Source organism: Bacillus sp. 1A (assembly GCF_052682215.1).
The window spans coordinates 5,318,576-5,331,990 of the sequence record NZ_JBQYLZ010000001.1; the positions used below are offsets into that span (position 1 = coordinate 5,318,576).

The window sequence follows — 13,415 nt, forward strand, 5'->3', positions numbered from 1 at the left end:
ATTCTATGCAGCTGGATACTTTTTTACATCATCTCCATTTTTCAATTGATGAAATTATGCCAAATCATGAAGTGGACTGGGAAGATGCACCGCTTCCTTATAAATTATACCGAAATGTACCTATCATTCCTCTCTCTTTAGAAATCCCATTATCTTTACCTAACTCTTCTACTACACCTACTTTGAAGGAAATTGGTCATTACCTTTGGTCCTCATTTGGTCTAACACAGTTATGTCAGCTAAATAGCGAAAAAATTTTATTCCGAAGATCTATCCCTTCAGGCGGCGCTTTATATCCAAATGAATTGTATATATATTTAAAGATCGATGATTATCCAGACGGTATTTACCATTACGACGCTGCGCACCACCGACTTATTTTACTTCGCGAAGGAAATTTCGATTCTTACATTACAGAAGCACTTGGCAACCGTTGTAACATACAGTCTTGTTTTGGCGCTGCATTCGTATCCACTATGTTTTGGAAAAACTACTTTAAATACAATAACTTTTCATATCGACTTCAAGGGTTAGATAGTGGTGTTCTCATCGGCCAATTACTTGCATGTGCCAAACAATTCGGTTACACAAATGGCGTATATTTTCAGTTTCTAGACCGTGCAATCAATCATTTACTCGGACTGTCAGAAAGCGAAGAAAGTGTGTATGCTGTCGTTCCTTTAAGTACAGAACCGCAAACGAATTGGTTTCACAATGATTACCGTGAAAATAAAACAGTTACTTCTCATGAGTTGTTGCAACAAATTCCGCCGTTAGCACACGAACATTTCGTTCGCTCAAAACATGTAAATGAATATCCGATGATAACAAAAATAAATGAAGCTTCTATGATTGAATCGACAGCACACTTCCAAACACTACATCATGAAGAGCACTATCAACATCATGCGCACGCTGTACAGTTGCCGCAAGTAGAACGGTTATCGTATGATTTCTTACAACTTTGTAAAGAACGGTATTCCCCTGATGCTGACTTTACTTTCACGAAATGGGATGCAGCCGAGCTCGCTACTTTACTACAAGAAGCGAGTCTCTCCTTCCCTTATTACAACGACCTTGACGGTCAGTATGTAAATGAAAATGCGCGCGTCTCCTTATATGGATGTTTTTATAACGTAAAAGATATAGAAAACGGTGCTTACGCTTATAACAGTAAAGCACATTCCATACAGCCACTTCGATACGGAGACCTTCGTTATCCCCTTCAATCCAGTATGACGATGGATAACGTAAATCTTTTTCAAGTACCGCTTTGCCTACATGTAGTCGGAAAGAAAGATTACTATACAAATGCATTAGGCTATAGAGGATACCGTATTCACCAAATGGAAGCTGGTATACTCGTTCATAAACTCGTTTTCGCCGCAACCGCGATGGGGATGGGCGGGCATCCTTTACTAAGTTTTGATACAAATTCATGTGATCAGTTATACGGGATAGATACTGGAAATGAAACGTCTCTCATTCAAATTCCTGTTGGGGCGTATCGAGCGCGGAATTGGTTAAAAGGGAATTTGCGTAATTAGAAGCACGCCGGTGGACGGCGTGCTTTTTTACTAGATTAATTTAAAAATACTCTTAATTTGTCTCGCGAATAACCAATTTTTCGTACCGTAGTTATCATTTAAACTATCTAAATTGATAGATTGTCCGTTAGCAAACTTTAATTCTAACGTTGTATTTTTGTCATTTGTTTTTAAGTTGCTATGTGTAATTGCTTCATACTTTAATTTTTCGATTTCAACATATTCATCTTTTTCTTGTCCAATCACGACATGATCTTGGAAGAAGAACAATACTTCTACTTTCTTACCGAAACAAAATACATTTTTCGTATAAATTAATGTCGCATTATCAAGTCCGACGCATACTTCTTTCATTTCTTCAACAACGTTTCCAAAGTCTTCTTCCTGTCTTGCGTTTGATTCAGCAATCCATTCTTCGATTGTTTTCATGTTAATTGCCATACTGTGCCCCCTGGTTCGTTCATTGCTTTATTTAAAAATAAATACTATATGACAATATAAGCCATATGTACTATGTTTTCAAGGGTGAACGGTATATTCAAAATAAAGTTAAATTTCAAAGTAATATACTAGGAGCATCGATTTCATTATATTTTAAACGTTTGAACAAGGCATTCTTCATCATCGATTAACTGTGTTTTCTCATCAAATTCGATATTTAACTCCCTATATACTTTCTTCCAAAAAGAAACTGCTGGTACATTTTTCACAAGTTCGATAACGAAATATTGCCCTCGTTTCTCTTTTAGTACATTCTCAATAACTTGTTTAGCGATTCCTTTTCCTTTGTACTGATTCAATATAAAAATGTCATTTATGCTAAAGTCATTTTCTTTTTTCAAATATGGACGTTCCAGTAGTAATAAAAATCCTACAATATCATTATTACTTTTAATAAAATACGGAGTGATTCCGTCATTTTCCCAAAACATGTACAAATCTTCGTATTCAAAAAATCCATTTGCCCCAATCTTTATATTAGGAGTGAATGTAGAGAGGTCATGAAGATATAGTGCATATAAATTACGTAATATTTCTTTTTCTGATTCTTGAACTGTTTGAAGTGTTACAAACATTTTTAATGATCCCCTTCCCTATATATAACTATTTCCAATTCGCTTCTTTCGCCCCAAAATAATGATTCCCCTTTAACGAAAAAAATAGCACTTAAAAAGTGCTATTCTGCTCTCCTTGCCGCTTGCTGAATTGGATCCCAAACGCTGTTATATGGTGGTGCGTAACTTAAGTCGACATCTTCTAAATCGTGAATGCTCATTTTATTGAAAAGTGCCATTGCGATCACATCAATTCGTTTATCTACACCTTCTTCTCCAATTACTTGTCCACCTAATAATTGTTTCGTGTCAGAGCGATATAGTAATTTCAAGTAAAGTGGTTTCGCATTAGGATAATAGCCCGCCATATTTGTGGAGTCTACTTTGACTGTTTTATACGGAATATGTAGCCCTTTTGCTTCTTTTTCATTTAAACCTGTTCTAGCAAGCGTCAAATCCATAAATTTAATAATACCTGTACCTAACGTACCTTTAAATGCTCTTCGTTTATCAAGCATATTCAGTCCAGCAAGTCGGCCTTGTTTATTAGCAGTCGTTCCGAGCGGGATATGATCATGAATTTCCTTTATAACGTGGTAATGTGTTGCGCAATCACCAGCTGCATATACGTCCTGCACATTCGTTTGCATATATGCATTTACTTCGATTGCCCCTTTATAATTTGTACGTATATTTGTTCCTTCAAGAAAATCAGTATTTGGCTTCACTCCAACCGATACTAAAACAAGATCTGCTTTATACGTCCCTTTATCTGTTTCAATTTGTTCCACTCTTTCATTTCCTTTAAATGCTTTCACATTTTCATTCGTTAAAATTTCAATATTGTGTTTATCTGCTTCTTTATGTATATATTCAGCCATATCTGCATCATAAATCGTACCGATATGATCATTTCGCTCAATCATTCTTACTTTCTTACCAAGTTCGACGAATGTTTCTGCCATCTCCAGTCCAATCGCACCGCCGCCAATAATCGTTACATCTTCAACTTTATTCGTTTCTAACGTTTTTAATATACGCTCAGCATCCGGAATTGTTTTTAAAAGATGAACGCCTTGCAAATCTCGACCTTCCCATTCTGGCATAACAGGACGCACTCCAGTCGCAATTAATAATCGATCGTACGGAAATTCAAAAACATCTTTCGTCTTCGTATGCTCTGCGTACACCATTTTCTTTTCCGTATCTACTTTCGTTACTTCATGACGCACTTTCGCATCAATTCCGTATTTATCACGAAACGTCTTTACATTACGCGCGATTAATTTTTCCGTTGAAGTGATAGCACCACTAATGACATATGGTAACCCACACTGCGCGTACGAATAAATTTCACCTTTTTCTAACGTTACAACAGTTGCATTTTCATCGTTTCTAACAATTTGCATAGCTGCGCTCATACCAGCTGCATCTCCGCCAATAATGACATAGTTCACTTTACCACTCCTTCTTTTTTACATACTCTTTACGTTTTCCATATTTTTCAGAAATAACACCTACTTCCATTGTAAAGAAAGATAATTTCATCTTCAAATTTGGTGCACAAACCTATGCCTGAATAGGTAGCCGTCGTGTCTTATAAACAACATGTTTAATATGCTATAACAGTTACTATTGAAAGTAGGTGAAACATACATGTGCGCCGGCCTTCTCGCCCAACTTCCAGATGAACCGCAAGAACCAAAAGAACCGAAACCCGCCCTCTCCCTTGACCAAGAATTTTCCATTAATGCAACAATATACAGCGCTCGTGCTTGGTTATCTAACGATGATACGTTTGCACAAGATATTTGGAAAGCTACCCAATTCGCTTCAGCATCACATGCTGGCAAGTCCATCTTTCCAGTCGGTTCTGTTAAAATTTTGAACTTTTCTGACGATACAATAACTGTTACTGCTTCACCAGAATCAGATCATGCGCTCAAAATAGTCGTACCCCCCCATTCCGAGGCAGCTCTAACGTCTGGTCCTTTATCACATATACAAGCTAGTACATCAGGAGGATCAAGTAAAGTCACATTCCTCTTTCATATCTTTTTCTCAAGGGATCCTGGTCCAGGTAAATAACCATAGAAAAGGTACAGCTATGCACTGTACCTTTTTCACGTGTTCTATTCTCTTGATTTGATGAGTTCAACATTATAAGATTCAATATCCGTTAGCTTTCCTGTAAAATACGGATTCTCTCTATACCAAGACTGTTTTGAAAAATACACTTGCATATCTTTCGTTTGAAACATATGTCCATGTCTTGCGTATATTTCATTTCTCGCTATTTTCAATTGTTCTTTCGATAAATATGTTAAGTCCGCACTCGTTAGTTTTCGAATATCACTATCAGGGAAGATGAAACCATTATATACATACCGAGTCGTAGGCGGCGGAGTAACATTGTAAACAACGTTTTTTTCTGTACCTTTCTTTTCGAATGGAAGATTATAAGACGGAAGTGCCGTTACCGTTTCTACCTTCGTCGTTTCCCTTCCGCTTTCTCCATTTCGTTCTAAATAAATCGTCGTACTTCCATCAGTTGCTACCGGTCCCCACATAATTTCTTCTCCAGCCAGCGCTGTAACTGGCTTTTGATTCACATACAATGTTGCACCAGGCGCGTTCGTTTGAACCGTAATATATTGTCCTTTCAACGTTAAATCTATCGTTACGTTATTTTGACCTTGTTTCATAAGTACAACCTTTTCTTCACGTGATAGTTTCACATAATCATTTTTATATTCTGCTTGAAACACTTGAGTTCCTGGAAGAAACGGTCCATATTGCTTCTCAAATTTTTTGTCATCTGTTTTATCTATTTCTTTTCCGTTCATTTTTAAAGATGTACCTTTTTCATTTGTAAGCAATGTCGTATAATACGTCTTCGCTTTCAATTTATACCGATCAAATAAAAAGAAATACTTTCCGTCTTTCGTTAACGAAAAGTCTGCTCTTTTGATTCCGTTCCCTTGTTTTTCACCTATCCTCAACTGTTCTTTCAATTCATTCACGTAAGATGGATTTTCTTTTATATACGAAAATAGTGGCATTAGACTCTCTCTCGTTACAATAACTGATGGATCATCTGCCGTGACGATTTTAGCTAACTGCTCCCCGTCCCTCTCTTGTATAATAGTAATCATCCGGTCTACTTGTGCCGTCTGCTTATAATACGATGATCCGTACAAATACAACCCAACAACTGCTATAAAAAATAATGCTAGCAGCGTGATGCCAACCTTTGCATCGCTGCTCATTTTCTTCTTTATTACAGGAGTTTCTCTCTTCTGACCGCAGTTTTGACAAAATTGCACACCATCTTCAAACTGAGTCCCACACTTTGTACATACTTTCATCCATTCAACCACCTTTTCATTAGAAGCCAGTTAATCCCTGCGTAAAGGTTTGAATTATCGTGCTAATGTATGACCACAGTACAATGAATGTTGCAATTCCAATTAAAACGTTTGCGATAAGAAGTGTGTAAATAGGATCTAATCCACCGTTATCTAGTTTTACTATAGCTACAATTATACTAATTGCCATATACGTTGTAGACAGCCCTAATAAGATTGGTAAGAAAAAAATTAATAAAAAGCTAAACAGAAAAGAAAGCACTAATATCGCAATTGCCGGAGTCGCTATCGTTCCCCATATACCGAATACTTCTAGAAACGAAAAAGATGATTTCATCATCTTCCCACTTACAAAAATAATAAATCCGACAAATAAAGTTAGAATTAGTAAAAATAAAAAGACCGTTACAGAGTCCAAAAAGAATGTAGGAGTAGGTATATCTGGTGCAAATGTTTTCGTAACAGCTGCTGCAGCACTCATCATTCTATAAAAAATACATGCACCTAAAAAACAAATAAGAACAAGGCTTACAATTCCATTTCGTACTTCAACCTTGCCGCTTTTCATAATCGCTGTCGGTGCTTTGAAAGCATGTTTAAAAAACTGAAAATACCCACTCGCAAATCGCTTCGCTTGCTCTACCGTTTCATTCGGTTGAGTTTCCTTCGCTTGTTCCGGCTCTTCTTCTTGGCCACTACTTGCCACTACTTCTTCCGTTAACGAATGTCCACAATTTCCGCAAAACTTTGCCTCTGCTGTATTTTCCGTATGACACGCCGGACATTTCATTCTCTCTTCCCTCCTTAAGCATATACCATATAGGGTGTTACAAATTCAATATATGACTTTGTACATAAAACATGACTACAAGAAAAAGATTATGAAATCCTTCTTTCAAATGAAAATATATGTGCTAGCAATCTTGAAAAATAATGCTATTATGAAACAGAACAAATAACATTTTTAACATATTATCCGAAAGAAGTCTCTTTCCTCAGGCGGGTGAAAGACGATAGTCTAGCGGCAGATGGAAGATGAATTTCGGTTTGGCGTAGCCAAACGTTTGGTTTTCCTATTTATTTCGCCTCTGATATAATCAGTCTTATAAGAGAAAGAGAGAAATTTTGGTATAACAATAAAAGTAGATAATAATCTTGTAGTGTTCAGGTTGTGTGATCACCGTCATAGCTTATGGAAAATGAAGCGAAAAATGAGGTGAATGGATATGCCAAAGCAGAATAAGGCGTATAAATTTCGTCTGTATCCAACAGAAGAACAAGCACATCTCATACGAAAAACATTCGGGTGTGTACGTTTTGTGTATAACAAAATGCTAGCTGAACGAATAGAAGTATATGAAAAATATAAAGAGAACAAGGAAGAACTAAAGAAAGAAAAATTCCCTACTCCTGCAAAATATAAGACAGAGTATGAATGGTTGAAAGAAGTTGATTCATTGGCATTGGCCAACGCGCAATTAAACTTGCAAACTGCGTATAAGAATTTTTTTAGTGGTCAAAGTGATTTTCCTACATTCAAAAGTAAAAAGAGTAGAAAATCCTATACAACGAATCGAGTAAATGGAAATATTATGTTATTTCATGGTTATATCAAATTACCAAAGTTGAAAATGGTGAAACTGAAGCAACATAGAGAAATCCCGCCAAAACATATCATCAAATCGTGTACGATTTCGATGACACCTACTGGTAAATACTATGTGTCCATCTTGACTGAATATGAAAAAGAGATTGTACAAAAAGAAGTACAAAGTGTAGTTGGATTAGACTTCGCAATGGCTGAATTGTACGTGAGTAGCGAAGATGAGAAAGCCAATTATCCTCGCTTTTATCGTCAGATGTTAGAGAAATTAGCGAAGGCACAACGAGTATTAGCAAGACGTGTGAAAGGTTCAGAGCGCTGGCATAAACAACGCATTCGTGTAGCGAAATTGCATGAAAAGGTCGCCAATCAACGTAAAAATTTTCTTCATCATAAGTCTAAAGAATTAGCTACGAGTTTTGACGTTGTAGCAATCGAAGACTTACATATGAAAGGTATGTCACGAGCACTTCGCTTTGGTAAAAGTGTAGCGGACAACGGTTGGAGGATGTTCACGACATTTTTAGCATATAAGCTACAAGAACAAGGAAAACAGCTTGTGAAAATAGATAAATGGTTTCCTTCTACAAAGATGTGTAGTAATTGTGGAAATAAAAAAGAAATGCCATTATGTGAACGCATGTATGCGTGTTTGTGTGGACTCACAATTGGCCGTGATTATAATGCAGCGATCAATATCAAAAAGGAAGCTATCCGCTTATTAATGTTGGTATAAATAGTAATAAAATAACCTTTGGAACAAGGGAGTTAGCTCGGCTGTCCTAGGACAAATTCGTTAGCTATCAAAAGTAGCGATGAACCGAGAAGCCCCTACTTGGGGTAAGCTCGTAAGAGGTACTAAGTGGTGGGTAGTTCACCAGATTGGATGACAGGCAATGGAATTGGTAAACTCAATTTTTCAAATACTCCTTACAAGCGTAATCCAATTATTTTCCTTAATTGGCGTTATCATTGTAATTGGATTTCTATTAGGCTATTTAGAATCATTAACACGCATGTATTGGTCGAGAGCTTTCGGAAGAAAAGGATTCCTTTTAACGGCTTGGATCGGTGTTCCTATTCACGAACTTGGACATGCCATTATGTGTGTACTATTTCGTCATAAAATTGTAGCGACGCAGTTTTTCCCAACGGATACAAGTCAAGGCGCTTTAGGCTACGTACAACATCAATACAATCAAAAAAGTGTATATCAACGAATTGGGAACTTCTTCATTGGAATCGGTCCTATTATTTCCGGTATTACTGCGTTAATCCTTTTAATGCGCTATTTCGTACCAAATTCATATTTCTTATTTAATACAACCCTCGAAAAAACAATCGCTTCTACTTCTATTAATATAGAAATGGTTCAAGACATGCTTTTATCGACGTTTGTATTATTGAAAAGCTTATTTACAATAAGCAATTTATTGAATCCTTCCTTTTGGCTATTTTTATTTATCGCCATTTGTATTTCTGCACATATCGCTTTAAGTAAACCAGATATTAAAGGATCAATAGACGGTGTTATCGTCATGTTTATCGTTTTATTTTTATTCAACATAATAGCAGGACTATTTCAGTACGACAGTAACCAGCTCATTGGCAAAGTGATGAAGTATAATATGTACCTCATTGCGTTTTCTAGTGTGGCTCTGCTGTTCTCTTGTATTTCTACACTTGTTAGTTTTGGGTTTTATAAAATAAGAGGAGGGCGTTCGTTGTGAACGCCCTCTTCTTATTAATTCGAACCTATAATAATATCCTTCGTTTTTAAAATCATTAATTTCCTATCGGTTGTTGATATGTAATACGTATCATTTCGGTTAGAAATGATAGTCCCCTCTATACATTTTGTTTCTTGTCCCCATGTATACTCTATTTTTTGATAACCATTTGTTTTCATAATTGAATGCATATAATCCCCTCCTTTTATTAAATAATAGGGAAGAAATACACCTAAAATAAGAAATACTGCTAATATATATAAAAAAGCTGTAATTGGCTTTTCAATCAATAAAACCCCTTCACTTCTTTTACTCTTCTGTTGCTTAAATTTAGCTCGCAATTTTAAAAACAATATATATATAACTAGTAATCCTATTAATATCATTATTGTAGTAATAAGATTCTCTATCATTTTACAAGCTAATATTAGCACTAGTGGAAAACCCGCAATACACCATAAAAATATCTTCAACCAAAGTAATTTCTTTTTATTCCCAATGGATTTTGCAACGATAGCTAGTGGTATCCCTATAATAAATATAAATATAAAAATAACAAAACCAGGAATCAATACTTTCTCTAACCACATTAAATTGTATTTTTGTGCAATAAAAAATAAATTGAAATATAAAGAAATACAATATATAACAGCTAGAATAGCCAGTTTAACTTCTTTAACCCAAACATAATAGTATACGATTGTAAACAGCATAAAAAATGGGAGTATCCAAAATAATAACACTTTAGAATAGTTTGCTAAGGTTACACTATCTGCTAAAAAGCCTACAAGAGCTAAGTTTACCAATCCCACTGCTATTATAATTAAAACCCACGAATTTAAAGTTGGCTTTTCAATAAGTAGTGAAATTAAGAACAAAACTACGATTCCAATTAAAACAATATAAAAAAAACCTACGGAGAAAGCTACCTTATTATCAATCGGGACAAAATTTACTGCTACTGATAATAACGATTGATCTTTTTCACCACCAAAATAATACCCCCATAAAAACAGATATCCAGTAACGTACGCAACTGTTGATGTTATTAAAACAATTATTATAGATATAATACGCTTACCAAGAAATCCTACCGTTATAAAAGGAACATTCTTTTTTAAAAATTCTTTTGTCATTTGCAACATCTCTAAATACCTAGTTTTATCCAACGAAAAATCTCCTCCTAGCATTTTATTTTTGAATAAATATAACATTATATTAAAATATATTAATTAAAAACTCAAATCATCTCCCCTATTATTTAATACTGCAAATTAACAGCAAATTGTATTCTAACCAGAAGAGCTAGTTCATTACGAACTAGCTCTTCTCATCACTTATTGTTCTTATAATCACAATACTCAACCGGAACACGGGCATGTCCTTCTTCATCTGTACACCATGACTGCGACTGGAAGGCAAGAAAGATACCAACCCATTCTTCTTCCTTTTCAAAGTGAATGAGTATTCCCCCGTCTTGCCATATACCATTATCACCTTTCCATTTCTCTACATTCCCTTGATTCATATGAATATCGTGTATACCGTTTCCTGGCTCGAAATGAAAGTAAGAATCAGGTGTATTTTCTTCTGGTCCCCATCTTTCACCGAACGCATAAATAATTGCTTTTTCTTCTATCGCTCGTTTTATATAACGCTCTATTTTTTCATTTAAATCATTATCCACTCCTGCTTTTTCAGCTGGTAAAGGAATCATTTGCTTCGAATCAAATACATTACCTCTTACGTAGTCTAAAGCTACTTTCGGTTCATTGTTTTTTATTTCTGTAAAACCGAACGGTAATGTCGGTAAAATGTGAATCGCCTCTGACCGAATATCGGTACTCGCAAAATATAAAACTTCTGACGGATAACTTTGCGATTTCACGTTAATTGCAATACGATAATCTACTTCTGCTTCACCTTGTAAATGAACTTGATAATGAGGTGTTTTCCCTTTTCCAATCTTAGATTGTATAACTGTACCTTTTAACACGCCGTAGTTTTTTAGGGGCATACATTTCATCTCCTATTCATTTAGTAGAAGCTTTTCATATTTAAAACATTATCCACTTATAAAGAAAATCCTCCTATGTTAGGAGGATTTTTAATTTCTCAACATATACCAAAAAATAACCTCTACCACCACAAGCAACACCGCACCAAAAATCATTAACGTCGTCTTCTTTAATAGTTCATTTTCACGATACGGTATATTACATAAGTACGCGCCTAGTGTAATCCGTGACGGGCAAGCGATTGTCGCTACTGATGATGCGGTGTTTTGAAGTGTTGTGACGTATTGCCACGGAAGTGCTACGTTTTGCGCAGTTTGCATTTGTAGTTTTATGAACATCGCATTTGATCCTGCGTTACTACCTGTTAAAAAGCCACCGATTCCGCCGATGAACGGAGCAACGAAAACGAAAAACGTTCCAAATGTGTCACCAGCTGTTTTTGCCAGTAATGAATGCATGCCAGATGCACCCATTAGTTCTGAAATGGCGATAAACATCGTCGTCGTAATCGCAAAAGGAATCCATTGTTTTATCGTTTGCGAGAGTGATTGTTTAATAATATGAGATGGAATGCGGAAGAAAATAATAGTAAATAGGCAAGTCATACCGAGCCAAAATCCTGGTGAATATAGTAGCTCTAGCTTGTAAGAGTATGATTTCAAATCAAGAACGGCATATGATCTGAATACATCATGTAATGCTGGTACGAGGCGAGAAAGTAAAATACAAACTGTTAGGAATATATAAGGGCTAATAATTTTTATAATAGATACTTCTCTCTCCGTTGCCGCAGCATGTTCTGTTATAAGATTTTGTTCATTTTTCCCTTTTAATTTAATGATAAGAAAGCCAAATGCAATTGTAACGATGGAACTTAATATACCTGCTAGTTCAACACTTACGTATGCGTTAGAAAGATAAATTCCGAGAGAAAATAATAGAAAGAAACCGAATCCTTCTTTCCACTTTTCAATAACAGCCTGCCAACCACCAACAACGTGTAAAGAAAGGATGACGAAATAAGCAAACATCGGAATGCTTAGTAGTGCCGTATTCGTGCCAAGTGTTGTAAGAGGCATGTTAATAAGCTGCGAACCGATAATCGTACCAGTTGCCATTGCGCCCCATGAACTAGCTAGTAAACCAATAAATGAAAGTAGTACAGCTTGAAACGGTTTATAGCCTAATGATAGAAAGATAGGTGCTGCAACCATGAAGCCAATTCCGAATCCACTTACTGATTCGATTAGCGGACAAATACCAAAACACATAAGGAGCATTTGTAATAAACGATCGTGCGTCACTTCTTCTAGAAAACGTGCTACTTGATCGATGTACCCCATTTTGTTCATGAGGTGAAATAAAAAAATACCGAAAAACAACACGTACCCGACAATAAAACAAATTAACCAACCTTTAATCGTTGCGTGCACAGTTTCACTTATCCCTAGTTGAAACGTTGGCGAGAGTAAAACGATTCCAATAGACACAACGTAAGCAATTAAAGAGGACCTTAATGACGTTTGTTTAAATAAAAATAAACAAATGAAAATCATCATAATTGGGATAAGTGCCAACAATATGGCCATGTTATCAGCTCTTTTCATTAAAAATACAATTTTTAACTATTATATAACAGATGTCGTAAATTTCAATTGTTTTTGCAACAGATTCAAAAAAGGAGCCAAGTGGCTCCTTTCACTCCCATTTTCTATTATCCTGAAAAACTGTCTGCTGTCCGACTATTTTGTCTAACACAACAAACACAATATAAGCACATATTACTTGCAATACAACATTTCCAAATTTCATTAATTCAAATGAGTGGATCCAGCGAAATAATTCATTTAATAATACAATCGAAACGATACTAAATAGTTCTATACTAATCGAAAATATACATATTTCTAAAATAGATTGCTCTTGAATGCGATTTAAGTTGGAAAAGATGAATACATATCCTATAAATAGAGCCATCAATTCTATTTTCGTCATGCTAATGAGCCAAGCGTATAGTGGTACAGTTAAAAGAAGATATAGTAGTTTCCGTCTTAGCATGCTTTCTCACCCTCTAAGTTATATGTATTTTCTGTA

Annotated in this window: 13 protein-coding genes; 4 read left to right on the forward strand and 9 right to left on the reverse strand. The window is 35.6% G+C overall.

Annotated features, from left to right (window positions below; all coding sequences use genetic code 11):
- Window positions 1-5: 5 nt before the first annotated feature.
- Complete coding sequence (locus ACUN0F_RS27245; RefSeq protein WP_445540463.1) at window positions 6-1,547, forward strand: SagB family peptide dehydrogenase; 1,542 nt, start codon at window positions 6-8, stop codon at window positions 1,545-1,547.
- Between the two features lie 30 nt (window positions 1,548-1,577).
- Here the strand turns inward: ACUN0F_RS27245 and ACUN0F_RS27250 are convergent, their stop codons facing one another.
- The 3 genes from ACUN0F_RS27250 to ACUN0F_RS27260 form a co-directional block, all read right to left on the reverse strand.
- Window positions 1,578-1,988: a DUF3908 family protein gene (locus ACUN0F_RS27250; RefSeq protein WP_000996802.1), complete on the reverse strand. Its 411-nt coding sequence runs from the start codon at window positions 1,986-1,988 to the stop codon at window positions 1,578-1,580.
- 146 nt (window positions 1,989-2,134) lie between these two features.
- The gene (locus ACUN0F_RS27255; RefSeq protein WP_445540464.1) at window positions 2,135-2,623 is read right to left on the reverse strand and encodes a GNAT family N-acetyltransferase; all 489 of its coding nucleotides are present in this window, start codon (window positions 2,621-2,623) and stop codon (window positions 2,135-2,137) included.
- A gap of 101 nt (window positions 2,624-2,724) precedes the next feature.
- Window positions 2,725-4,059, reverse strand: coding sequence for an FAD-dependent oxidoreductase (locus tag ACUN0F_RS27260; protein WP_445540465.1), 1,335 nt, complete (start codon window positions 4,057-4,059; stop codon window positions 2,725-2,727).
- Window positions 4,060-4,258: 199 nt separating this feature from the next.
- On the opposite strand from ACUN0F_RS27260, the gene ACUN0F_RS27265 reads away from it, so the two are divergent.
- Window positions 4,259-4,690: a hypothetical protein gene (locus tag ACUN0F_RS27265; RefSeq protein ID WP_445540466.1), complete on the forward strand. Its 432-nt coding sequence runs from the start codon at window positions 4,259-4,261 to the stop codon at window positions 4,688-4,690.
- A gap of 44 nt (window positions 4,691-4,734) precedes the next feature.
- On the opposite strand, the gene ACUN0F_RS27270 is transcribed toward ACUN0F_RS27265, so the two are convergent.
- Complete coding sequence (locus tag ACUN0F_RS27270) at window positions 4,735-5,970, reverse strand: TcaA 3rd/4th domain-containing protein (protein ID WP_445540467.1); 1,236 nt, start codon at window positions 5,968-5,970, stop codon at window positions 4,735-4,737.
- 19 nt (window positions 5,971-5,989) lie between these two features.
- Window positions 5,990-6,760 (reverse strand): zinc-ribbon domain-containing protein, encoded by a 771-nt coding sequence (locus ACUN0F_RS27275; RefSeq protein ID WP_445540468.1) that lies wholly within the window; start codon window positions 6,758-6,760, stop codon window positions 5,990-5,992.
- 436 nt (window positions 6,761-7,196) lie between these two features.
- Here ACUN0F_RS27275 and ACUN0F_RS27280 point away from each other — a divergent pair, with 436 nt between their 5' ends.
- Together ACUN0F_RS27280 and ACUN0F_RS27285 are read left to right on the forward strand one after the other, a co-directional pair.
- A complete protein-coding gene (locus tag ACUN0F_RS27280; RefSeq protein ID WP_445540469.1) occupies window positions 7,197-8,309 on the forward strand; it encodes an RNA-guided endonuclease TnpB family protein in 1,113 nt (370 codons plus the stop codon).
- A 160-nt stretch (window positions 8,310-8,469) separates the two neighbouring features.
- Window positions 8,470-9,303: a hypothetical protein gene (locus ACUN0F_RS27285; RefSeq protein ID WP_445540470.1), complete on the forward strand. Its 834-nt coding sequence runs from the start codon at window positions 8,470-8,472 to the stop codon at window positions 9,301-9,303.
- Window positions 9,304-9,317: 14 nt separating this feature from the next.
- Here the strand turns inward: ACUN0F_RS27285 and ACUN0F_RS27290 are convergent, their stop codons facing one another.
- The 4 genes from ACUN0F_RS27290 to ACUN0F_RS27305 form a co-directional block, all read right to left on the reverse strand.
- Window positions 9,318-10,439: a hypothetical protein gene (locus ACUN0F_RS27290; protein WP_445540471.1), complete on the reverse strand. Its 1,122-nt coding sequence runs from the start codon at window positions 10,437-10,439 to the stop codon at window positions 9,318-9,320.
- 197 nt (window positions 10,440-10,636) lie between these two features.
- Window positions 10,637-11,320 (reverse strand): YukJ family protein, encoded by a 684-nt coding sequence (locus tag ACUN0F_RS27295; protein WP_264462679.1) that lies wholly within the window; start codon window positions 11,318-11,320, stop codon window positions 10,637-10,639.
- Window positions 11,321-11,410: 90 nt separating this feature from the next.
- Complete coding sequence (locus tag ACUN0F_RS27300; RefSeq protein WP_264462678.1) at window positions 11,411-12,910, reverse strand: L-lactate permease; 1,500 nt, start codon at window positions 12,908-12,910, stop codon at window positions 11,411-11,413.
- 109 nt (window positions 12,911-13,019) lie between these two features.
- Complete coding sequence (locus ACUN0F_RS27305) at window positions 13,020-13,379, reverse strand: DUF4029 domain-containing protein (RefSeq protein WP_000946138.1); 360 nt, start codon at window positions 13,377-13,379, stop codon at window positions 13,020-13,022.
- Window positions 13,380-13,415 lie beyond the last annotated feature (36 nt).

Excerpts from the sequence above, each read along its gene's own strand:
- ACUN0F_RS27245 (WP_445540463.1), top strand. The coding sequence starts at position 6 with ATGCAGCTGGATACTTTTTTACATCATCTCCATTTTTCAATTGATGAA.
- ACUN0F_RS27250 (WP_000996802.1), bottom strand. The coding sequence starts at position 1,988 with ATGGCAATTAACATGAAAACAATCGAAGAATGGATTGCTGAATCAAAC.
- ACUN0F_RS27255 (WP_445540464.1), bottom strand. The coding sequence starts at position 2,623 with ATGTTTGTAACACTTCAAACAGTTCAAGAATCAGAAAAAGAAATATTA.
- ACUN0F_RS27265 (WP_445540466.1), top strand. The coding sequence starts at position 4,259 with ATGTGCGCCGGCCTTCTCGCCCAACTTCCAGATGAACCGCAAGAACCA.
- ACUN0F_RS27270 (WP_445540467.1), bottom strand. The coding sequence starts at position 5,970 with ATGAAAGTATGTACAAAGTGTGGGACTCAGTTTGAAGATGGTGTGCAA.
- ACUN0F_RS27275 (WP_445540468.1), bottom strand. The coding sequence starts at position 6,760 with ATGAAATGTCCGGCGTGTCATACGGAAAATACAGCAGAGGCAAAGTTT.
- ACUN0F_RS27280 (WP_445540469.1), top strand. The coding sequence starts at position 7,197 with ATGCCAAAGCAGAATAAGGCGTATAAATTTCGTCTGTATCCAACAGAA.
- ACUN0F_RS27285 (WP_445540470.1), top strand. The coding sequence starts at position 8,470 with ATGGAATTGGTAAACTCAATTTTTCAAATACTCCTTACAAGCGTAATC.
- ACUN0F_RS27290 (WP_445540471.1), bottom strand. The coding sequence starts at position 10,439 with ATGACAAAAGAATTTTTAAAAAAGAATGTTCCTTTTATAACGGTAGGA.
- ACUN0F_RS27295 (WP_264462679.1), bottom strand. The coding sequence starts at position 11,320 with ATGCCCCTAAAAAACTACGGCGTGTTAAAAGGTACAGTTATACAATCT.
- ACUN0F_RS27300 (WP_264462678.1), bottom strand. The coding sequence starts at position 12,910 with ATGGCCATATTGTTGGCACTTATCCCAATTATGATGATTTTCATTTGT.
- ACUN0F_RS27305 (WP_000946138.1), bottom strand. The coding sequence starts at position 13,379 with ATGCTAAGACGGAAACTACTATATCTTCTTTTAACTGTACCACTATAC.